The following is a 22180-nucleotide window of genomic DNA, read 5'->3' as shown; positions in this document are numbered from 1 at the left end:
GGGGCTTGATAAATACGTCGTATGCAGTATTTTCAGGTTTTGGCATGAGCTTTGTATTTAGTTAAGAAATGTTCTTAATTTAAATACTACTACTATGAGAATTCTGACCTTATTTATCGTTTGCCTTTTTGTAGGATGGTCAGTTAGCGCTGAAAATCCGCATTCTGAAATATCCAAAACTACTACCTACTCTAATCTTTTTAATGACTCTTTTATTTTTGTTGAAGGCGGTGTTGAATTTGCGGTATATCCTAATGGAGAGTTCGATTTCTTCTATAATCCCGATTTCCGAAGAGGAAATGCTGTAAGCATCTCTACACCCAACGTAAACATTAGCTATAATTCTGGTTACAACTATGAACCATTTATTCAATATGATGATTATGGAGCTGTAATCCAGATCGAAAGTGTTCCGGTTTACTACGATTATTATGGTAGAATCATCCAGGCTGGAAATATTGTAATGAATTATAATAGTTATGGAATGCTTGCTAGTGTTGGATCCTTAAGATTACATTATAACAATCTTGGCAGAGTAATTCAACGAACAGGCTATATAAACAGTTACAACCGCCATTATGTTCGCAGACCATGGCATTCATACTATCGTCGCCCATCGGTAAATGTTAGTATTGTATTTAATCAGCCGTACAGAGCTTATTATCAGCCACATCGTGTAAGCTACAACCAGTACACAACGATTTATAACAACTATTACAGCACACATAAGCAGAAAAGAAATTTTTACAGACCTTCCCAGCGTGTTGCGCAATATCACTACGGAAAGCAGGTAAAACAGAAACGTGATCTTACTCAATATCGTGGTCGTACCAGTAAAAGCGATCAATTAGTTCGTAACAGACAACAAGCTGCAAGATCCAAAGCTTATGAGAATCGTTCAAATAATTCAAGAAGCAATAGAATAAGCACTGCTGAACGTTCTCCTATTAAGAATAACAGGTCTAAGGATTACGGAGCGAGATCTGAAAGAAGTACAAATTCTAAAGGGCGTATATCTTCAGATAATCGAAAAACTAGTTCCAGGACGATAGATAGAAACTCTCGATTAGATACAAGGTCTGCTAAAAACAGAGTTCAGAAAACCAATCGTTCTACATCAGTACGAAACACTGAAAGGGCTCCTAAAGTTCAAAATAAAACTCGTTCTGTTGAAAGGAATGCAAGAGCTCAACGTCCAACCAGACAGAAGTCTGAGTCGACCAGAGCAAGATCTTCGAGCAGGTCTAAGTCTTCTGTGAATGAAAGAAAAAATAATTCTTCAAGAAGTAGAAGTTCGGCACGAAATATGAATAATATATAATAGATGACAAGTTCATAATTTAATTTTTTGGTTGGTTAGTTGGAAAACCCCTGATGCTGCCTTGCGGATGGGGTTTTCTCGTTTATGACAATTTCAGGATCTTGTCGATCATCTTATTTATTTCCGAAGAAACCTTGGAGAAATAGATGATTAGTCCGTAGATAATTCCGGAAATTAAAACCTTCAAACATATATTCAGAATTGGTAGCGTCGAGATATCGATATAATAAAAGCCAGCCGTTAAGACAAGAGTTAACAATAACATCAACCAGGTAGACTTCGAAAAAGGCTGAATCCTGAACTTGATATAAACCAGGAATATTTTCGAAGTATTGTAAATAAAGAAGGCAAGAAAACTTGCAATAGCAGCACCATCGAGTCCGAATTTTGGTATAAGGAAATAGTTCAGGATAAACGCTAGCAGTACGAGGATGACACCAATACCAAGAACAATTCTATAATAATCTGAATTGAATAAAATACTATTGTTATTCCCCAGCAGATTATCGTAAAGTTTAACGATTGAAATCAGAATTACTACAACTACTGAAATTTGATATTGCTGCGGAATAAGTTCATATAAGGCTTCTACATTCGTAATTATCCAGATGAAGATCAACGCGCTAATTATTAGAAGGTTGAGAGAACTTTTCTGGTATAGGTTTTTCAATCCTGACTTATCTTTAGTGTTCAGCATTTCGGCGGTCAATGGATGTGTGATCTGATGCATTGCCTTTTGGGGTACAGAAATCACAGTTGCGATATAGACTGCAATTCCGTAGATAGCAACATTCTCGATAGGCATATAGAATTCTATCATCACTTTATCAAGATCCAGCAACACGGTAGCAACAGAGGCTGCAATAAGTATTAAAGCGGAATACTTGAGTAATCTGGATAGGTTTTCAGGAGCATGTAGGCTAATTCTTGGTGGATGTAAGGAAAAAGCATATAACGCCATTACAATCATCCTAAATACGAAAACACCGGATATAGCATAGATAAAAGCAGAAACGCTGATCCAGTTCTTATAAACCATAAGCAGGAGAACACTAATGCAAAACCTATGGAAGACCTCTTTCATAAAATTACCAAAGCTACTTTTATAGTAGATCTTAGACCAGGCAAAAAATACTTCAAAATAAGCGGTTGCAAAAGCGATCAGGAAAATCAACCAGATATAGGGCTGGACGAGCTCATTTTCACCCTTAAAATATTCCAGTAATTCTGAATAAAATATTAAACCGACTAATCCCAGTAGTAAAGCCGCCAGTGCTGGTAGAATCAACATTAGTGTAAGTAAGCGATCCTGTTCTTTTCGAGTTTTGTAAGACGTAAAGAATTTGATTAGCGTGCTGTGCACCCCAAAAACCAAAAACGGCCAGATAAGATTTGCTGCAGAAAGGAGAAAACTTACCAATCCATAATATTCTTTAGTAAGAAAATAGGTGAATAGAAACAAGGTATTAACAGCTCCAATGGCAAAACCCAGGTAGGTAGTCACCATATTTTTGATGGACTGATTAATAATTATTCCCATTAGATCTTATTAATTAAATCTGCCAGTTCACCTGTAAGCTCTTTGCGATGATATTGTGAAATATCACTATTTATTCGCTTAATTCCCTGTAATTCTTTTTGATAAAACTGATCCTTAATCCAGGATTTGACTTTTTCCTTATCACCAAATAACAAGTAAGTGCCGCTTTGTGTATCCAGAACCATTTTACCTGCCTCCCAGTTTTCGGGACCTATAGCCAGAATTGGTCTTTTCGCAGCAAAATATTCGAAGATTTTCCCTGGTATAATTCCCCTGGTTTCTAAACTGTCAATTTCCAGAAGTAGTAGAATTGAAGCTCTATTTTGTAATTCCAGAGCTTCTTTATGACTAACATAACCTTCAATTTGAAGATACTTCTGAAGTCCCAGCTCTTCGATACTTTCCTTTACTTCGGAACTTATTTTTCCTGCTAAACGAATTTTTAATTTATTCCTGAAGGCTGGATCATCCTCTACGATCTCTGCGATAGCCTTCCATAAAATATCAGGACTTCTACCTGATAGCAAAGAACCAATATGTGAAATCTCAAAATCCTCTGAAGTGATTGACTCCTCCTGAAGTTTATCGAAACCATTCGTAATTACGCGAATAGGTCTAGTAGTTTTAGATTCAAATTCAGCTTTGGTAGTATAGCTTGTAGTGATGATATGATCAGCTTTATTGAGCACCTCAGACTCAAGGCTTTTATGCTTTTGTCTACTAGACCTAGTGAGTTTAAGTTTCTTGTGATAACCAATCTCTGTCCAGGGATCTCTAAAATCTGCTATCCACTTTATGTTTAAATTTTTCTGAAGCTCAAGACCAATCAAATGCAGACTATGCGGAGGTCCGGTTGTAATAAGAACATCAAACATTTCTTTCTCCAACACAGACTTTAAATAATTCACCGAAGGTTTGACCCAGAATTTTCTGGCGTCTGGGATAAAAAAGTTTCCCCGAACAAATAACATTAACTTCTGAATGGCACTTTGCTCCTGCTCTTTGGCTATAATTCCAGAACTTATAGTTTTAGAATCACCTCTGGAAAAAATCTCTGCAAATTTGTATGGTTCAAATATTGGTTGCTTTAAAACTCTAATTCCCGTTGGAATTTCTGCAACCAAACTTTTATCTAAAAGAGGATAATTTGGATTTTCTGGAATATATACTACAGGTTCAATACTAAAATCTCTTAAGTAAGTTACGAATTTCAACCAGCGTTGAACTCCCGGTCCTCCGGCAGGTGGCCAATAATAGGTAACAATAAGAGCCTTCTTCATTCAGAGATTTAAATTTGGTCACGATTTTTGATCTCGTATCCTAGACCGCCCAATAATATCAAACCAAATAGAATAGAGCTTACAAGAACGATCGTGCTTCCGGTTTCCACAACCTGAGGTTCAAACTTAAAAGTGATATCATGATTCCCTGCAGGCACATTCATAGCTCTTAGTGTATAATTCGCCTGAATATGATTAACTTCCTGTCCATCGATATAAGCCTGCCAGCCGGGTTGATAATAGTTTTCAGAAAAAACGATAAACTGAGCTGTATCTGCTTCGTATTTGTATTTGAGTTCATTCGGTTTCTGTGACACTAGATCTATTTTAGCGCTGGAACTATACACAAATTCATTACTCACCTCGTCTTTAAATTCAGAATTAACAACAGCGGTGTTCATCAGGTTAACATCCTTCAGAATCTGAATTTCCTCGTTCTGAGTTTCCACCCATTTGATGGTTTCAACCGCCCAGGCATTTCCAAAGGCCTGCGGGTTTTCCTGCGCCTGTACTCCATTTTCCGTAGGAACAATAAAATATTTTACATTTAGCATGCTTAGGATTTCCATATCATTCTTAGTGATATAGAAATCAAATAGATCCTGTATCCTGCCCGGTTTGGCAGCGTGATAACCACCTAAGGCATTATGATAAAAAGAAGTTCGACCTGTATTAAACGGACTTCCGGAAACGTCGAAAACGCGGTAGTGCGTAGTGTCCTCCAGGATTTGATCATCTGCAGCATAACGCTCGTATGGCTGATCGATCTTTCTGGATTGCACAAAGTCATCACTATTTACGTAACGCCTGTCCACTCCAATTAAATCGACGAGTATGAGCATTGCAAAACCGGCGATAAGTACATTGGACTGTAGCTTGTTCTTAAGATAAGCCCAGATCAAACCAACTCCAATTCCAGTAAAGAGTAAAGATCTCATCACGTCACTGAAGAAAATATCTTTTCTATCTTCCTTCAAAGCATTGATAAAATCCATTCCGAACTGCTCCCTGTACAAAGAGTCGTTAGCACCGGCAAAATCGAATACTGAACTCAGAAATAAAAAGAAGATAAGCAGACCTCCGGAAATAAAACCTGAATACTTTAAAGCATTCAATTTATCTTCTGAAGATATTTTCTTTGATAGTAATTTATGTAGACCTACGATCGCTAATAGAGGTAAACATAATTCCAGCAGCACCTGTATTGATGACACTGCACGGAACTTATCATATAATGGTACAAAGTCTATAAAAAGATTGGTGATAGGATTGGAACCGGCAAACCAGTTTTTTCCCCAACTCAGGATCAACGCAAGTATACTTCCTCCAACGATCCACCATTTTAATCTTCCTTTTATAAGGAATAAAGCAAAAATGAATAGAAAGATGACGCTCGCTCCAATATATGCAGGTGCGCCAACAAATGGTTGATCTCCCCAGTAGGTTGGAGCGGATTCTGCAAAATCTTTGGCCTGAGCTGGTGCAGCTCCAAGTTTTAAAATAGCATCGTATAAATTGGAATCGCTACCAATATTTTCTGAACTACCTCCGCCAAGTAACCGAGGAACCATTAAATTGAAGCTCTCCAGAATTCCATAACTATACTCCGTGATATAATCGTAGCTAAGACCAGATTCTGTCTTAGGAGCACCGTCTGGACCTATGCTTAGATCTGACTCTCCCCTGGTGCTGTAGTTGGCATATTCGCTAGTAGCAAGCAAGCTGGTTGCATTCATGGCCAAAGCCAGAATTACAGCAAGAACCATAACTACGAGTGATTTAAAATAATTGCCTATCCAGGCTTTTTTAAACGCGTCTATAAAATAGACGATACCAAGAACTATGACCAGAAGCAACAGATAATAGGTCATCTGGAAATGATTTGCCTGGATCTCAAGAGCCATCCCAACACTTAAGAGCAGAAAGCCCCAAACATTTCGATTTCTAAATATTGAAATAATACCGGCAAGTACAACGGGCATATACGCAATCGCATGAGCCTTGGCATTATGACCAATTCCAAGAATTATTATGAGATAAGTGGAAAAACCAAATGCAAGAGAGCCTACAAAGGCAACCCGGTAATCTATTTTTAGACAGAGAAGTAAAATATAAAAGCCTATAAAATAAAGAAACAGGTAATCTGCCGGCCGGGGTAAAAATCTCAATGCAGAATCGAGTTTTTTAATGTAGTTATGCGGATAGTTTGCTCCTAATTGGAAGGTAGGCATTCCTCCAAAAGCAGAGTCTGTCCAGTAAGGTTCTTCGCCCGTTTGTTCCCTAAAGTCATTCTGCTCCTTGGCCATACCAATATACTGAATGATATCACTTTGATAAATTTCCTTTCCCTGCAAAACAGGATGAAAGTAGAATAGGGATAAAACAACAAATCCTGCCAGGACTAGCAGGTGTGGTATGAATTTCTTAATATCAGGCATTCACGAGTCTTTTGAAACTGAAAATTTTAAAAAGCAGGGAAGTAAAACCTGCTAAGTCTCGAAATTAATCAATTTCTTCGTAATCGATATATTCCCCTACCTTTTTATCCTTATTGGATTTGGCTTTAGGTTCCTTACCAATATTTGTAGGATTTGACTTTGACTTTTTGGAAGCCGCTCCACCAAACTGCTGACCAAATTGTTGGCCAAACTGCTGTTCGAACTTTTTCCCCATTTTTCTCATGAAATATTTGAGAATGAGAGGGCCGAAAAATCGAATTATTATTTTAAATCCGAAATATATAAGTAATACTACAAGTACAAATTTTAATACTCCAGATAAGGATGCTTCTAACATTCTAATACTTTTGACAAAAATAAAAATTAGCGCTTAGATTGGAAGTAGCTTCAGCAATAAAATTATAATAAAACTTATATCTTTGATCGAATTAACTCCGCAAGTTATGCGCAATACATGCATCTTCAGCCTGATTCTGCTATTAGCAGTCTTCACCACTCAGGCCCAATATACTGAAACCATAAACTCCAACCGCCCGGGACAATCACAGGGCGCTTTCGCTGTAGGAACCAATGTGATTCAGCTGGAATCCGGATTCTACCTTGGAAACGATATGCATGAAGGTTTAGGAGCCGATATCGACATTTGGGGAATAGACTACCAACTGCGATACGGTCTATTGATGGAAAGCCTTGAAATCAATCTTACTGGTGCTTTTGAGAATCAGGATATCGTTCGGAATTTTCTTGGGAATACAGTAGAAACTTCGGGTAGAAATTTTAAGTCAAATACACTTGGTCTTAAATATCTATTCTATGATCCATATAAGAATATGGAAGAGGAGAAACCAAACATTCGAAGCTGGTATGCGAACAGAAAGTTTAAGTGGAAAACCCTGATTCCTGCAGTTTCGATCTACGCCGGCGCAAACTTCGCCTTTGGTGATAATCCTTACCTGGTCGAAGGAGAGAATAAATTTAGTCCGAAGGTAGCTCTTATCACTCAAAACAATTGGGGACGGTGGGTATTGGTGATGAATATCATTGCAGATAAGCTAACCGAGGAATATAGAACCTACACAGGAATTGCAACAGTAACCCATACGATCACACCTAACTTTGCGATTTTTGGAGAATATCAGGGAATTAAAAGTGACCTGTACGCTGATGATCTACTTCGTGGAGGTGCTGCTTATCTTGTGGGTGAAAACCTTCAGTTTGATGTAAGCGGACTGGTAAACTTCAAAGACACTCCTTCCCGCTGGCAGGTTGCTCTCGGGGTATCATATCGATTGGATTTACATAAAGTAGATGAATTCCTGGAAGAGTCCAATGAAGGAAATAAAAGACGTGCAAGAAGCAGAAAACTTAGTCGTGAAGCTGAGGAAGATTCTGAAAATAATGATCAATAAAAAAAGGCCGGAAATTCCGGCCATTTTTGAATATGTTTGTAATCCTTATTTATTAGACATCGCTGCTTCTACTGAAGCTGAAAGTCTTTTGTACGTACCATTTTCAAGTCTTTCTCTAATTGCTGAAAAGGCAGTTAAGGTTTCTTCAACATCCTGTAACGTATGCGTAGCTGTTGGAATCATTCTAAGTAGAATAAGACCTTTAGGAATCACCGGATAAACTACAATCGAACAGAATACACCATGATTTTCACGAAGATCTTTTACGAGAGCCATCGCTTCCGGAATACTTCCTTTCAGATAAACTGGAGTCACACAACTTTGCGTAGTTCCAATATCGAACCCGTTATCTTTTAATCCGTTTTGCAAAGCATTTACGTTCTCCCAAAGTTTTTCTTTAAGTTCTGGCATTGTTCTTAACATATCCAGACGTTTTAATGCTCCAACTACCAATTGCATTTGTAGCGATTTAGCGAACATTTGAGATCTCAGATTATATTTCAAATAATCCATGATCTCTTTATCTCCAGCGATAAATGCACCAGTGCTTGCCAAGGATTTGGCAAAAGTTGCAAAGTATACATCAATATCATCCTGCACGCCTTGCTCCTCACCTGCTCCGGCTCCTGTCTTACCAAGAGTACCAAAACCATGGGCATCATCTACGAAAAGTCTGAAATTGTATTTTTTCTTTAATTCAACGATCTCCTTCAATCTTCCCTGCTCTCCTCGCATCCCGAAAACTCCTTCAGAAATTAGCAAGATACCGCCACCTGTTTGTTCAGCGATCTTAGTTGCACGCTGCAGGTTCTTCTCGATACTTTCTAAATCGTTGTGTTTGTAAGTAAATCTCTGTCCAAGATGAAGACGAACACCATCAATGATACATGCATGAGCATCAACATCATAGACAATAACATCCTGCTTGGAAACTAAAGCATCTATAGTAGATACCATCCCCTGGTATCCAAAATTCAACAGGTATGCTGCCTGTTTATTTACAAAAGAAGCAAGTTCATCCTGCAACTTTTCATGAAGATCTGTATGACCACTCATCATTCTGGCTCCCATGGGGTAAGCCGATCCATAATCTGCAGCTGCCTGAGCATCTACTTTACGAACTTCAGGATGATTGGCAAGACCAAGGTAATCGTTAATACTCCAGGTAATTACATTCTTACCTCGAAACTTCATTCTATTGGAAATAGGTCCTTCAAGTTTAGGAAATACAAAATATCCTTCTGCCTGTTCCGCCCACTTTCCTAACGGTCCTTTGTCTTTGTAAATCTTATCAAATAAATCCTTCATCGGTCATTTTTTAGACGAGCCGCAAAAATACTGAAAATTGGCCCAATTTTACAAGGTAAATTATAAACATCGAAATCTAACAAAAACAAAAGCATCCTGCAAAGAACAGGATGCTTTTTGTTAATAATTGTTAATATTTTATTTGATGATTTCTATGGATTGAGATTTCGAATCTTTTTGTGTGTCAAGAAAACCCTGCTCATTCATCCAGTCATCGCTATAGATCTTACTCATATACCTTGAACCATGATCTGGAAAAATCAATACCACCTTAGAATTCTCATCAAATTCACCTTCTTCTTGATATTGTTTCAATCCCTGCATTGCTGCTCCACTGGTATAGCCTACGAATAGACCTTCGGTACGCGCAAGTTCTCTGGCAGTATGCGCAGCATCCTCGTCACTAACTTTCATGAACTTATCGATCATGTCAAAATCTGTAGCTGATGGGATCAGGTTCTTACCAAGACCTTCAATCCTGTAAGGATAGATCTCATCCTTATCAAACTCTTTGGTTTCATGATATTTTTTCAATACTGAACCAAATGCGTCGATTCCTAGGATCTTTACTTCAGGATTTTTAGACTTCAAATATCTCGCAGTTCCAGAAATTGTTCCACCAGTACCGCTACAGGCAACAAGATGCGTTATAGTTCCTTCAGTTTGCTTCCAGATTTCTGGTCCCGTAGAATTAAAGTGAGCATCAATATTTAGCTCATTAAAATACTGATTAATATATACCGAACCTTTAATTTCAGAATGAAGCCTTTTTGCAACTTCGTAGTAAGAGCGTGGATCATCTGCTGGAACGTTCGCCGGGCACACATGAACCTTTGCTCCCATTGTCTTCAGCATATCGATCTTATCTTTCGAAGACTTTGAACTTACCGCAAGAATACAATCGTAACCTTTAATACAACTCACCATCGCAATACTAAAACCTGTATTACCTGAAGTTGTTTCAATAATAGTATCTCCGGGCTTCAGAATTCCTTTTCTTTCAGCTTCTTCAATGATATACAAAGCGATCCTGTCCTTCGAGGAATGACCTGGATTAAAAGCTTCGATCTTTGCGGAGTATTTTCCGGGGAAATCTTTTGTGATTTTATTTAAGTTGATCAACGGGGTGTTTCCAACTAATTGCAATACGTTATCGTAAACATGCAAATCTTCTCTCATAAAATGATCTTTAAATAAAATGCATTTTCACACATTTTACTAATCGACAAATTTAAGTCAAATTTTTTAATTACTCTTTAATACCTTCAAGATCCAGCAAAAACGCGTATTCTTCCGCGACTTCTTTAAGCGCTTCAAACCGTCCTGAAGCACCACCATGACCAGCATCCATATTGGTATGTAATAACAAAACGTTTTGATCTGTCTTATATTCTCTAAGTTTCGCAACCCATTTAGCAGGTTCCCAGTATTGCACCTGGCTATCGTGAAGACCTGTAGTAATTAGCATATTGGGATAATCCTGTTTTACAACATTATCATATGGGGAATATGATTTCATATAATCATAGTATGACTTTTCATTGGGATTACCCCATTCGTCATACTCGCCTGTTGTAAGAGGAATACTATCATCCAGCATTGTAGTAATGACATCTACAAATGGCACGGCGGCAATTACTCCGTTATATAAATTTGGAGCCATATTCACCACTGCACCCATCAGTAATCCTCCTGCTGAACCTCCCATGGCATATAAATGATTGGAAGAAGTATAATTTTCCTGTATCAGAAATTCAGAAACATCTATAAAATCTGTGAATGTGTTTTTCTTCTGAAAAAGTTTTCCATTCTCATACCATTCCCTGCCAAGATATTCACCACCTCGAATATGTGCAATGGCGTAAATGAATCCGCGATCCAGTAAACTCAATCGAACAGTTGAAAAGTATGGATCAATTGTAGAACCATAGGAACCATAAGCATATTGCAGAAGGGGATTTTTTTGATCCTTCTGAAGTCCCTTTTTGTAAACTAATGAAACAGGAATGCTAGTGCCATCTTTTGCTGTAGCCCAGATACGTTCTGAAGTATAATTATCTTTATCAAAATTTCCACCAAGTACTTCCTGCTCTTTTAGAACTGTCTTGTCTCCGGTCTTCATGTTATACTCCACGACTGAAGTTGGAGTAGTAAGGCTGTTGTAAGTATACCTCAACAAGTCTGTGTCAAAATCAGGATTTATGGAAGTGTAGGCAGTATAGGTTTCGTTATCGAACGGAATGTAGTATTCTTTATTCCCTTCCCACTCGATGATTCTTATCTTATTAAGTCCGTTTGTTCTCTCGCTTACTACAAGGTATTTCTGGAAAATATCGATATCCTCTAACAAGAAATCCTTTCGATGAGGAATCACATCTTCCCAGTGCTCCTTTTCAGTTTTAGCAAGCGGAGTCTTCATTAATTTAAAATTCGTGGCATCATCCTTATTGGTGACTATATAAAAATTGTCCTTGTAATGAGCGATGCTATATTCAAGTCCGCGTTCACGAGGCTGGAAAATTTTAAATTCTTTGTCCGGCGTATTAGCGTCAAGAATCCGGTATTCGGTAGTTAAAGTACTATGAGATCCTATAATGATATATTCCCTTGATTTGGATTTGTAAACGTAGGAATTGAAGGTTTCGTCCTCCTCTTCATATACTAGCTCATCGGTTTCAGGATCTGTTCCCAAAATGTGCTTGTAAATTCTGAAAGATCTTAAAGTTTGAGGATCCTTTTTAGTGTAATAAAGCGTTTTATTATTGTTCGCCCAGGTGGAACCACCTGTAGTATTTTCAATATTTTCATCATAGATCTCACCTGTTTCCAGGTTTTTGATCCTGATGGTATACTGTCTTCTGCTTACCGTATCGGTTCCAAAAGCCACCATTGTGTTATCTGGTGAAACATTAAGACCTCCAAGGCTATAGTAGTCGAAGTCTTTCGCCATCTCGTTCACATTGAACATCACTTCTTCGTCTGCCTCAAGAGTTTCCTTCTTACGACTATAAACCGGGTAATCATATCCTTTCTCGAACCGGGTTATATACCAGTAACCATTTAACTTATAAGGAACAGACTCGTCATCTTCTTTAATGCGGCCCTTCATCTCCAGGAATAATTTCTTCTGAAGATCTTTAGTATGAGCAGTCATTTGATCGTTGTATGCATTTTCAGCATTCAAATAATCCAGTACTTCCTGATCTTCCCGCTGATTCATCCAGAAATAATTATCGATACGCACATCACCATGCTTCTCTAATTTTTTCTCGATCTTTTTGGCGATCGGAGCCTGCAAATTCTTTTCCAAATCATTGTTTTTTTGAGCGCTTGCAAATGTAATGCATCCTAACAGAATAACGAATAGTCTTTTCATAATGGCATATTTCAAACCTTAATTTAGTAATTTTGAGCTTACCAATTTTTAAAATGATAAATATATGTTTGGAGATATGATGGGCATGATGAATAAGCTGAAAGAAGCCCAGGAAAAAGTAGAGAAAACCAAGAAGAGACTTGATACAGTATTAATAGATGAACAATCTGCAGATGGACTGCTAAAAGTGACCATCACAGCAAATCGGGAAGTCAAAAACATTAGTGTTGACGAGCAATTACTGGATGATAAAGAACAACTGGAAGACTACCTGGTTCTTACCATGAACAAAGCGATCAAAAAGGCGACAGATATTAACGAAGCTGAAATTGGTTCTGCAGCTAAAGATGGAATGCCAGACATTCCAGGAATGGATATGTTCAAATAAAAAAAGCGGGCACAGCCCGCTTTTTTTATGTTTATTCTAAAATTACTATGCCTCTCCCCTGGCAGGGTAATCTTCTTTATTTACAAAAGAGATCGACTTTATAAGATCCACAAATTGTGGTCTTGCGAATGGCATAGACTGAATACTCGCTGAATATAAGGTACTATCAGGTCTTATTAGGAATAAAGCTGGTTCTACAAACTCAGCAGGTTCAGAATCCTTAATCCCTTCAGATACATACAAATCCCACTTTCTTCCATCTTCTACATCAAAACTATGACCTATAGTGAGATTATCAACATCCCATTCTTCCACAGTTTTCTCAGCTAACTCTTTAGTATTGGAACTTACACAAATGATATTGACGCCCTTATCTTTAAAATCGTCTACCATGGTGTTCAATTCCTCAAGGTAGCTTTTACAAACCGGGCAGTGTATACCCCGGTAAAAAATAAGCATGGTGAAATTCTCAGGTTGGTTATCTCTAAGGTTCCAGTCCATACCATTAGTAGTTTTTACTATAAGTTCTGGAACTGCCTGTCTTGGTCTTAAATTTTTCATTGCTTTAAGTTTTTCCGAAAATTACAGGAAAGTCTATTTCTTCTGTGGTAAAGCCCTGCTAATATTTAGTTAAGAAACTCTAGAAACGTATTTTCTGCAAGGTTTCCTTAAAGAATTGGTGCATCTCCTCTGTATAATCATGATGAGTTACAATTCTAAGTTTTCCCTGTCCCATATTACTTATTCGTATGTTCTTCTCATCGAGCTTTTGCATAAACTCCAGTTCTTTAACATCATCCTTCAGATAGAATATGATAATGTTGGTTTCGGTTGGTTCAAGACTCTTTACATAAGGCTGTTTTGACAATAATTCTGAAAGTTCTAATGCGCGATCATTATCTTTCTTCAGCTGCTCAAGATGATTATCCAGAGCGTAAATTCCTGCGGCAGCCATAAAACCTACCTGGCGCATTCCTCCTCCAAGAACTTTTCGCACTCTAATGGCATTTTTCATCAGGGATTTCTTTCCTATAAGCACTGAACCCATTGGAGTCCCTAAACCTTTAGAAAGACAAACCGAAATGGTATCGAAAACTTTTCCGAAATCTTTGGGAGTATAATCTTTTTCAGCAAAAGCATTGAAAAGTCTGGCTCCATCAAGATGTAATCCAAGTTCATGACGATCGCACACTTCACGAATCTCCTGGATGGTTTCAAGCTCATAGCATGCTCCACCTCCTTTGTTCGTAGTATTTTCCAGACAGACAAGAGTAGTCAACGGACTATGATAAAAATCTGGAGCATTGATATTTTCTTCTACCTGGGAAGCAGTGATCATCCCGCGATCTCCATCCACAAGCTTACAGGAAACACCACTATTAAAGGAAACACCACCACCTTCATAATTGAATACATGCGCCCACTTATCACAAATGAGTTGCTCTCCGGGTTGCGTATGTAGTTTAATCGCAGCCTGATTCGCCATGCTTCCCGTAGGAAAAAATAAAGCTTCATCCATTCCGAACATATCTGCTAGCTTTTTCTCCAAAGCATTAATAGTCGGATCTTCTTTATATACATCATCACCAACTTCCGCAGTCATCATCGCCTGCATCATTTCTTTTGTTGGCCTGGTTACGGTATCACTTCGTAAATCTATTTCTTTCATCAAATAAGTTTTGCTGCTTGCTAAGGTAAAAACTTAAAATTTCTTTCAGCGGTATTTCAAATTGAATAAATGGCACATCTATTTGCTATAGACATTATTATAAATAGAATGAGCGCAATGCACGGGCACTCTATGGGTCGCAGTATTAATACTTCAAATTTAAACCTCTCAAATTGCACGATACTAAGAATTACCGATTAATTACCAATAGGTGATCCATCGGGTATCTTCGGAATATTGATTTTTAACTGAAATTGCTCTGGATGCTCCCTGAATTCTTTGATAGTTCTCAGCATTTCTCTGTTTACTGAGATATCATTCTTCTGAAGCCATTGTTGTAGCCCGTCAATTTCAGCGTTTGCAACCGATTTAACCAGGCTCGTGGATTTATCGTTAGCAGCAAGATTGAGAAGGTGTTTAAAAACCACGAAGTTTACTGTTTGCTGAACCGTATTCAGGTATTCATCTTTATAAACTGACTTGATTGTATTGCCAACAGTTTCCTGCAATAAAAACTCCAGACCTGGATTGTTTTTATCTACTGCCTTTTGCTGAATTAATCTTTCAGCTCTTGCTGGATGGAAAAGGAATTGCATGGTTATACCTGCCGCAGTCGCAGGAGCCCCTAACAAATCAAACGCAACATCAGTATTGCTTTTAAAACTTTCGCGGTCACGACCAAATCCAAATGCACGTGGTGGAAACAGCTCCAGTTTTTCCTTCGGAATTGCAATTTCTTCAGCTTTAAGAGTTTTCAATATCTCTTTAATCGCTTTCTTCTGAATATTACCATCCAGAATTTTCACGTTTAAGTTATCCGCTCCTTTAACCGCGTACTCATATTCGAGTCCGCCCACAAGTTTTACTGCAGCTTCAGTTTGGTATCTATGGAAAAAATACAACGGTACAAAAACATCTTCCAATACAGAAAATGGTTCTCCATTTCTAATATTATCAGCTGAAAAGTTTTGTATTGCCTGTTTGCGAATATTTAAAACATCTTCAAGTTCATCAACCGCATTTTTACCATTATCCCATAAGTGAGCGAGTGCATTTGCTCCACCTGCAGCCCGGGCATCAGCATCCGATATAAAAATGAGTCCGTTTCTGTTAGCTTCTTCAAGAGTTTCATTTAAATATTCACTTTCGTTCTCTCCCTTCGGAATATCACCATAACTATATTGAACGGTAACCTTGTCCCACTCCCCTATTCCTTTAGCGTAGGCATCTTCCGCAGAAATTTCGCCATTCTTCAAACTGAATTGTGGATGAGGGTAGTCCATTACAGAGGCTCGGTCACTAGTACTTGCTGCAAAGTTATGAGCAAAACCTATTGTGTGGCCCACCTCATGCGCAGACAACTGTCTAATCCTGGCTAGCGCAAGTTCCATCATAGGTTCAATATTATCATCAGATTCTGCAAAGGGCTTATCTAAAAGCGCCTGTGCAATCATAAAATCCTGGCGAATCCTCAAACTACCCAAGCTAACATGCCCCTTAATAATCTCACCAGTTCTTGGATCTACAACGCTTGCTCCATAGCTCCAACCCCTGGTAGATCTATGAACCCACTGGATCACATTATATCTTACATCGAGTGGATCTGCATCTTCAGGCAGCATTTTAACCTGAAAGGCATCTTTATAACCAATGGCTTCGTAAGCTTCGTTCCACCAGGATGCACCTTCCAGTAAAGCAGAGCGAACGGGCTCAGGAGTTCCAGGGTCTAAATAATAAATAATAGGTTCAACAGCTTCGCTTACTAATGAATCTGGATTCTTTTTTTCCAGCCTATGCCTTATCGCATAACGTTTTGTGATTGGTTCATAAACCGGACTTGCATAATCCTGGTAAGAAATAAAGATCGCACCGCTTCTGGGATCGAATAGTCGTTTCTTATAATTATCGTCTGGTAACTTCACGAAAGAATGATGCTGTTTAACGGTAATATTACTGGCGTCTGGCACCACCGAATTTACTGTTCTTCCTGTAGGTTTCCCCGAAAATGTAAGAAGCGCTTCAAACTCCACATTCTCTGGAAAGGCTTTAGTGCGATCCAGGCTAAGAGCACTTTTGGACTTGTCGAGGCTGTAGGAACCAAATTTACCTCTCTTAAGCTTCTCACTAACACCATGGGCATCTTCCAATAGAAACGGTGTAAAATCAATGACATAAGTTGAATCTATAGTCTCTTTGATTTCAAAACCAAATATGACCGACTCTGCAAAAGCTTCTTTTACACTAGTCTTTTCAGCCTGATTTGTAGTGATCGCGCGGTAATTTTGATTAGGCTCTACCAATAGAAGTTTATTACCTGCTTTTCTAAATTCCAGAACCTTCGTATTTCCTAGTTGTCCCCTGTCAAGTCCTATATCATTTGATCCTACTCCGGTGGTTAAGAACTGGGTATATAAAAAAGCGGTATTCAAACGGTCTACTTGCAGGTAGATCTCGTCCTTATTTTCGTTATAGTGAAAATCAAAAAACCCCTTAAAAGATTTAAGATCCTCTTTTTTCTCAAGGAACTGGGCGTTCGTGGATATGGAGATACTGAATGCCAGAAAGATAGATAAGAAATAGCGCATAGTTGGATTTTTTAAAGCCGTCTAAATCTAAAAATTATTCGTTAAATACTTTCCCGAAACACCCCTAAATTCTATTTTTACGTGAAATCGAACATATGATTACTACCGAGAACATAAGAGATCTCAAAGAGCGCCTGGTTGCGTTAAGGAGGTATCTTTGACATTGATGCCAAAAAGATTGAAATAACCAACATGGAGGAAAAGACCTTTGCTCCAGACTTCTGGAATGACCCCAAAAAGGCTGAACAGATAATGAGAGAGGTCAATGCTGAAAAAAGTTGGGTAAATGAATATGAAAAAGCTGAAACTTTAGTAGAAGATCTTGAGGTTCTCTACGAGTTCTATAAGGAGAATGAGGCTTCTGCGGAAGATGTACAGCAAAGAAATGACGAAGCTCTTGATCTTATTGAAGACCTTGAGTTTAAAAACATGCTTTCCGAAGAAGGAGACAGCATGAGCGCGGTTTTGCAAATTACTGCGGGTGCTGGTGGTACTGAAAGTTGCGACTGGGCTGAAATGCTTATGCGCATGTACATGATGTGGGCTGAAAAGCGAAAGTATAAGATCAGAGAATTAAATTACCAGGGCGGTGATGTAGCTGGAATTAAAACGGTTACACTGGAAATCGAAGGTGAATTCGCCTTTGGTTGGCTAAAAGGTGAAAATGGAGTGCACAGGCTTGTGAGGATCTCTCCTTTTGATAGTAATGCCAAACGGCACACCTCATTCGCTTCTGTTTATGTCTACCCGCTTGTAGATGATACTATAGAAATTGACATCAATCCTTCAGATCTTAGCTGGGAAACGATGAGATCTTCCGGAGCAGGTGGACAAAACGTAAATAAAGTGGAGACCGCTGTACGTCTTCGTCATGAGCCAACTGGAATCGTTATCGAGAATTCTGAAACCAGGTCTCAGCTTGAAAATAAGAACAAGGCGATGCAATTATTGAAGAGTCAGTTATTTGAAATTGAACTTCAGAAGAGACAGGCGCAACGAAGAGAAATCGAAGATTCTAAAATGAAGATAGAATGGGGTTCACAGATCCGTAATTACGTGATGCATCCTTATAAGCTCGTGAAAGATGTTAGAACTGCGGAAGAAACCGGAAATGTTGATGCTGTAATGGACGGCGCTATTGATCCTTTTCTGAAAGCTTTTCTGATGATGATGGGTCAGAAAAATGAAGATTAGTTCATATTAAAGCTTTTATTGTTTAATCTGAAATGTTTATATTAAGACTTGATGAAATATACTATTTACCATAACGCAAGATGTAAGAAATCCAGAGAAGGACTCGAACTTCTGAAGAATTCTGGTAAGGAATTTGTAATCAGGGAGTACCTTAAAGAGCCACTTTCAGCAAAAGAGCTTAAACAGCTACTCACGAAATTGAGTTATACCCCTATTCAATTGATGCGAACCGGAGAAAAGATCTGGAAAGAGAATTATAAAGGGAAAGATCTAAGTGAGGATGAATTAATCCATATTATGGTGGAAAACCCTAAATTGATTGAAAGGCCAATTGTTGAAAATGATAAAAATGCAGTAGTTGGAAGACCTGCTACTGAAATTGATAAATTGCTATAATTACTATTCATATGAAACTACAATACAGGATTACAATTATTGGTCTGGCCGCTGCGGCAGTAGCTGGTTTCGTATACTCCCAGATCCATATTCACGAAAAAAATCGCAGGGAAATTAGAGAGATCGCCGCTGAGCTTGCTCTAACCTGGAAAAATCAGTTAAACCTGACCTTGGGACAGACGCAACTTCTGGAAGATGCGATCATAGAATACACGATTAAGAAAAACGAGATCATTAATTCCAGTTTAGGAACTGGTCAGCAAGTGAATAAATTGAAAACTATCCAGAAGAGTGAATACAAATCACTTCAAAGATTTCTCGATGAGGAGCAATTCGAAAATTATATTCATCTAAATAAACAGCTTACCAGAAAATCCTGATTTACAAATAGCTGCAATTGTTTATTAAACCAAATTTAGCGCTTAACAATATTTTAACCCTCGTTCATTAAACTAAGTGAGTTTCCTGTGGTCATAGGGTAAAAATATATAATGACCAATCGAAAGATCTATACCCTAAGTTTATTATTCCTATTCATCGGCTTGCTGAGTTTTAAATCTTACGCTCAGGGCCCTTCACCTCTTAAAAAATACACCATTTCCGGAAAGGTTCTGGACGACGAGCTAAATGTTCCTCTGGAATATGCTACTGTCGCAGTTCAGAATACCAACGATCCTTCAAAAGTAGATGGAACTGTTACCAATATAGATGGTGAATTTGAGATCACGGTGCAGGAAGGTACCTATACGATCACCGTAGAATTTATCTCTTACGAATCTAAAGTATTTAAAAACCGAAATGTAGATTCAGATCTGGACCTGGGAACAATTCTACTAGGACTGGGATCTGAAAATCTCGATGAAGTAGTTGTTCGGGCAGAAACTACCCAGGTAGATGTTAGACTTGACAAGAAGATTTACAACATTGGAAAAGATCTTACCACTGCTGGTGGAACTGTTAGTGATGCCTTGAACAATGTACCTTCTGTTACCGTGGATATCGATGGCGGAATTAGCCTTCGTGGTAATGAGAACGTGAAAATTCTTATTAATGGTAAACCTTCAGCTATGGCTGGATTTGGTGACACCAATGTTCTAAATAATTTACCTGCTGATGCCATACAACGTGTGGAGGTAATTACTTCTCCTTCGGCGAGATATGATGCAGAAGGTACGGCAGGTATTCTGAATATAATTCTTACTCAGAAGGAAACGCTAGGTTTTAATGGTTCTTTCACGGTGAACGTTGGTACACCAACAAATGCAGGTGCAAATGCGAACCTTAATTACCGTACAGAAAAATTCAATTTATTTACAACGACCGGAGTTCGATATAATGAATCTCCAGGAGGCGGATTTTTTGATACCAGATATTTTGAAAATAGTTCTACAGATTATTCCCGAATTTATGAAGACAGGGATATCGATAGGCTGAGCAGGAATTTCAACACCAACTTTGGAATGGAGTATTTTCTGAACGATCAATCATCTGTAACAGGAACAATTTTCTACAGAGGTGGTAATGATGTGGATATAACTACTAATAATTCAGATTACTTCACGAGTGATGCTGGTCTTGTCCTGCAGACTGAACGTCGAGAAAGACAGGAAGAAGATGATAACAGCTGGCAATTTGCTTTGAACTACATCAATAACTTCGACGATAAAGGCCATACCCTTACGGCAGATTTCCAATATGAAATTGATGGTGAAACTCAGGCTACCAGAATTACAGAAGATATTTTTAACAATCCTGGAAATATAGACTTTGCTTTGATTGGTGAGAACGTCAACCAGATCGAAGATCAAACAGAAATTTTGATCCAGACAGATTACGTTCTTCCATTAGGGGAAGATTCTCAATTCGAAGCCGGTTACCGTGGTAATTTTGAAAATGAAGTAACAGACTATGAATTGTTTCAGGAGGATGTGAACTCCGGTAATTTTATTCTGAATGAAACATTAACCAACGAATTCGATTACACCGAGAATGTAAACGCTCTCTATACTCAATACGGTAGTAAATTTGGACAATTATCCTTTTTACTCGGGTTGAGATTAGAAAATACGCAGTTAAAAGGTAAGATCGAAAGTGAACTTACAGATGCCCAATTAGAAGAAGCTTTTGGTATACCTATTGATACAGATTTTGACAATAATTACCTGGGGTTATTTCCAACTGTAAACCTTATCTACGAGGTTGCTGAAGAAGAAAACATCACTTTAGGTTACAACAGAAGGATCAACAGACCAAGAGGCTGGTTCATCAATCCTTTCCCTTCTCGTAGTAGTACAAATAATGTATTTCAGGGGAATCCTAATCTAAGTCCTGCATACTCAAATGCGTTTGACCTTGGATACCTGAAACGATGGGAGAAGCTTACCTTGACCTCTTCTATATATTATCAGCATGAAACCGATTCTTTCGAAAGAATTGAAGACAATGTTGCTGGAACGAATATCGTACGTACAATCCCGGTAAACCTTTCCAGTAATGACCGTACAGGTGCTGAATTAGGCTTATTATATAACCCTGCAGACTGGTTAAGACTGAATGGTAGTTTTAATTTCTTCAGATTTAAAACTGAAGGTGATTATAACGGTAGAAGTTATGACGCTGAAAACAATAGCTGGTTCGCTCGTTTTAGTTCTAAAGTGACACTTCCTGCTAAGATTGACTGGCAAACAAATGCATTTTACAGAGGTGCAGCCGAAGGTGTACAGGGAACTCAGGAAGGTATTCTTTCTTTAGACCTGGCATTCAGTAAAGATATTTTCAAGGAAAAGGCGACGATTTCTTTGAACGTGCGTGACCTTTTGAACTCCAGAAAAAGAGATTCTTATACATTAACCGATACGTATGAAAGAGATAGTGAATTCCAGTGGAGACAGGGTCAGAACATAACAGTTTCCATGATCTATAGATTCAACCAGAAAAAACAAAGACAGAACCGTAGAAGTGGTGACGAAGATTTCGATGAAGAGGCATACTAATAATCTGGTATGACAGGAAATAAAAAAAGGGACTTAAATAAGTCCCTTTTTTTTATGCTTTTTCCGCTTTAGCTTTTTTACGAGCTTCACGTTTTTCTTTGATCAATTCTCCAACAGACCCACCGATCCAATAAGGAACGAAAGCTACCAGGAAGATCATAAGCCAGAAACCCATCGTTAATATCGTAAGGAACGCTAAAAATCCAAGGTATTGATCGAATTCGAACATAATGGTAAAGTTTGATTTAAATCAGGTCAAAGA

18 protein-coding genes are annotated in these 22180 nt (G+C 38.3%); 7 read left to right on the top strand and 11 right to left on the bottom strand.

Translation table 11 applies throughout. The annotated features are described in order from the left end of the window. Positions 1 to 94 precede the first annotated feature (94 nt). Positions 95 to 1321 (top strand): hypothetical protein, encoded by a 1227-nt coding sequence (locus T8I65_RS07230; protein WP_322302716.1) that lies wholly within the window; start codon positions 95 to 97, stop codon positions 1319 to 1321. An 82-nt stretch (positions 1322 to 1403) separates the two neighbouring features. Here the strand turns inward: T8I65_RS07230 and T8I65_RS07225 are convergent, their stop codons facing one another. The 4 genes from T8I65_RS07225 to T8I65_RS07210 all read right to left on the bottom strand — a co-directional run bounded on the left by T8I65_RS07225 (position 1404) and on the right by T8I65_RS07210 (position 6937). Next, positions 1404 to 2861, bottom strand: a complete 1458-nt coding sequence (locus T8I65_RS07225; protein WP_322302715.1) for a polysaccharide biosynthesis C-terminal domain-containing protein — start codon at positions 2859 to 2861, stop codon at positions 1404 to 1406. Beyond that, complete coding sequence (locus T8I65_RS07220; protein ID WP_322302714.1) at positions 2861 to 4141, bottom strand: glycosyltransferase family 4 protein; 1281 nt, start codon at positions 4139 to 4141, stop codon at positions 2861 to 2863. The genes T8I65_RS07225 and T8I65_RS07220 overlap by 1 nt, the downstream gene beginning before the upstream one ends. 8 nt (positions 4142 to 4149) lie before the next feature. Continuing rightward, positions 4150 to 6579 (bottom strand): YfhO family protein, encoded by a 2430-nt coding sequence (locus T8I65_RS07215; protein WP_322302713.1) that lies wholly within the window; start codon positions 6577 to 6579, stop codon positions 4150 to 4152. A gap of 64 nt (positions 6580 to 6643) precedes the next feature. Then, complete coding sequence (locus T8I65_RS07210) at positions 6644 to 6937, bottom strand: DUF4834 family protein (protein WP_322302712.1); 294 nt, start codon at positions 6935 to 6937, stop codon at positions 6644 to 6646. A gap of 106 nt (positions 6938 to 7043) precedes the next feature. Between T8I65_RS07210 and T8I65_RS07205 the strand changes: the two genes are divergently transcribed. Further along, a complete protein-coding gene (locus T8I65_RS07205; protein ID WP_322302711.1) occupies positions 7044 to 8009 on the top strand; it encodes a transporter in 966 nt (321 codons plus the stop codon). 45 nt (positions 8010 to 8054) lie between these two features. Here the strand turns inward: T8I65_RS07205 and T8I65_RS07200 are convergent, their stop codons facing one another. From T8I65_RS07200 to T8I65_RS07190, 3 genes are all read right to left on the bottom strand, one after another. Next, complete coding sequence (locus T8I65_RS07200) at positions 8055 to 9317, bottom strand: aminotransferase class I/II-fold pyridoxal phosphate-dependent enzyme (protein ID WP_322302710.1); 1263 nt, start codon at positions 9315 to 9317, stop codon at positions 8055 to 8057. A 138-nt stretch (positions 9318 to 9455) separates the two neighbouring features. Continuing rightward, a complete protein-coding gene (locus tag T8I65_RS07195) occupies positions 9456 to 10496 on the bottom strand; it encodes a cysteine synthase family protein (protein ID WP_322302709.1) in 1041 nt (346 codons plus the stop codon). 70 nt (positions 10497 to 10566) lie between these two features. After that, positions 10567 to 12693 (bottom strand): S9 family peptidase, encoded by a 2127-nt coding sequence (locus tag T8I65_RS07190; protein WP_322302708.1) that lies wholly within the window; start codon positions 12691 to 12693, stop codon positions 10567 to 10569. A 64-nt stretch (positions 12694 to 12757) separates the two neighbouring features. Between T8I65_RS07190 and T8I65_RS07185 the strand changes: the two genes are divergently transcribed. Beyond that, positions 12758 to 13081 carry a YbaB/EbfC family nucleoid-associated protein gene (locus T8I65_RS07185; protein WP_322302707.1) on the top strand — a complete coding sequence of 108 codons (324 nt, stop codon included), beginning with the start codon at positions 12758 to 12760 and terminating at the stop codon, positions 13079 to 13081. 45 nt (positions 13082 to 13126) lie between these two features. Here T8I65_RS07185 and T8I65_RS07180 read toward each other — a convergent pair whose 3' ends face one another. From T8I65_RS07180 to T8I65_RS07170, 3 genes are all read right to left on the bottom strand, one after another. Next, complete coding sequence (locus T8I65_RS07180; RefSeq protein ID WP_141877618.1) at positions 13127 to 13642, bottom strand: redoxin domain-containing protein; 516 nt, start codon at positions 13640 to 13642, stop codon at positions 13127 to 13129. Between the two features lie 79 nt (positions 13643 to 13721). Beyond that, positions 13722 to 14750 carry a GntG family PLP-dependent aldolase gene (locus T8I65_RS07175; protein WP_322302706.1) on the bottom strand — a complete coding sequence of 343 codons (1029 nt, stop codon included), beginning with the start codon at positions 14748 to 14750 and terminating at the stop codon, positions 13722 to 13724. 197 nt (positions 14751 to 14947) lie between these two features. Further along, a complete protein-coding gene (locus T8I65_RS07170) occupies positions 14948 to 17335 on the bottom strand; it encodes a zinc-dependent metalloprotease (protein WP_322302705.1) in 2388 nt (795 codons plus the stop codon). Positions 17336 to 17430: 95 nt separating this feature from the next. On the opposite strand from T8I65_RS07170, the gene prfB reads away from it, so the two are divergent. The 4 genes from prfB (at position 17431) to T8I65_RS07150 (ending at position 21918) form a co-directional block, all read left to right on the top strand. Further along, positions 17431 to 18529, top strand: a protein-coding gene (prfB, locus tag T8I65_RS07165; RefSeq protein WP_322302704.1) for a peptide chain release factor 2 whose coding sequence is annotated in 2 segments (ribosomal slippage) — positions 17431 to 17493 and positions 17495 to 18529 — 1098 coding nt in all. Because the reading frame shifts where the segments join, the coding sequence is not laid out codon by codon here. A gap of 51 nt (positions 18530 to 18580) precedes the next feature. Beyond that, a complete protein-coding gene (gene arsC / locus T8I65_RS07160; RefSeq protein ID WP_322302703.1) occupies positions 18581 to 18925 on the top strand; it encodes an arsenate reductase (glutaredoxin) in 345 nt (114 codons plus the stop codon). A gap of 11 nt (positions 18926 to 18936) precedes the next feature. Then, on the top strand, positions 18937 to 19305 hold the full coding sequence (locus tag T8I65_RS07155; RefSeq protein WP_322302702.1) for a hypothetical protein: 369 nt from the start codon (positions 18937 to 18939) through the stop codon (positions 19303 to 19305). A gap of 111 nt (positions 19306 to 19416) precedes the next feature. Continuing rightward, entirely contained in the window at positions 19417 to 21918 is a 2502-nt protein-coding gene (locus tag T8I65_RS07150) for a TonB-dependent receptor domain-containing protein (RefSeq protein WP_322302701.1), read from the top strand. Between the two features lie 52 nt (positions 21919 to 21970). On the opposite strand, the gene T8I65_RS07145 is transcribed toward T8I65_RS07150, so the two are convergent. Next, the gene (locus T8I65_RS07145; protein ID WP_026916335.1) at positions 21971 to 22147 is read right to left on the bottom strand and encodes a hypothetical protein; all 177 of its coding nucleotides are present in this window, start codon (positions 22145 to 22147) and stop codon (positions 21971 to 21973) included. Positions 22148 to 22180: the final 33 nt, after the last annotated feature.

It is taken from the genome of Christiangramia sp. OXR-203, assembly GCF_034372165.1.
Taxonomy (GTDB): Bacteria; Bacteroidota; Bacteroidia; order Flavobacteriales; family Flavobacteriaceae; genus Christiangramia.
The sequence above is the reverse complement of the archived record's forward strand: the minus strand, read 5'-3'. Positions and strand labels throughout refer to the sequence as shown.

Coding starts and splice junctions, on each gene's coding strand:
- T8I65_RS07230 (WP_322302716.1), top strand. CDS start 95: ATGAGAATTCTGACCTTATTTATCGTTTGCCTTTTTGTAGGATGGTCA.
- T8I65_RS07225 (WP_322302715.1), bottom strand. CDS start 2,861: ATGGGAATAATTATTAATCAGTCCATCAAAAATATGGTGACTACCTAC.
- T8I65_RS07220 (WP_322302714.1), bottom strand. CDS start 4,141: ATGAAGAAGGCTCTTATTGTTACCTATTATTGGCCACCTGCCGGAGGA.
- T8I65_RS07215 (WP_322302713.1), bottom strand. CDS start 6,579: ATGCCTGATATTAAGAAATTCATACCACACCTGCTAGTCCTGGCAGGA.
- T8I65_RS07210 (WP_322302712.1), bottom strand. CDS start 6,937: ATGTTAGAAGCATCCTTATCTGGAGTATTAAAATTTGTACTTGTAGTA.
- T8I65_RS07205 (WP_322302711.1), top strand. CDS start 7,044: ATGCGCAATACATGCATCTTCAGCCTGATTCTGCTATTAGCAGTCTTC.
- T8I65_RS07200 (WP_322302710.1), bottom strand. CDS start 9,317: ATGAAGGATTTATTTGATAAGATTTACAAAGACAAAGGACCGTTAGGA.
- T8I65_RS07195 (WP_322302709.1), bottom strand. CDS start 10,496: ATGAGAGAAGATTTGCATGTTTACGATAACGTATTGCAATTAGTTGGA.
- T8I65_RS07190 (WP_322302708.1), bottom strand. CDS start 12,693: ATGAAAAGACTATTCGTTATTCTGTTAGGATGCATTACATTTGCAAGC.
- T8I65_RS07185 (WP_322302707.1), top strand. CDS start 12,758: ATGTTTGGAGATATGATGGGCATGATGAATAAGCTGAAAGAAGCCCAG.
- T8I65_RS07180 (WP_141877618.1), bottom strand. CDS start 13,642: ATGAAAAATTTAAGACCAAGACAGGCAGTTCCAGAACTTATAGTAAAA.
- T8I65_RS07175 (WP_322302706.1), bottom strand. CDS start 14,750: ATGAAAGAAATAGATTTACGAAGTGATACCGTAACCAGGCCAACAAAA.
- T8I65_RS07170 (WP_322302705.1), bottom strand. CDS start 17,335: ATGCGCTATTTCTTATCTATCTTTCTGGCATTCAGTATCTCCATATCC.
- arsC (WP_322302703.1), top strand. CDS start 18,581: ATGAAATATACTATTTACCATAACGCAAGATGTAAGAAATCCAGAGAA.
- T8I65_RS07155 (WP_322302702.1), top strand. CDS start 18,937: ATGAAACTACAATACAGGATTACAATTATTGGTCTGGCCGCTGCGGCA.
- T8I65_RS07150 (WP_322302701.1), top strand. CDS start 19,417: ATGACCAATCGAAAGATCTATACCCTAAGTTTATTATTCCTATTCATC.
- T8I65_RS07145 (WP_026916335.1), bottom strand. CDS start 22,147: ATGTTCGAATTCGATCAATACCTTGGATTTTTAGCGTTCCTTACGATA.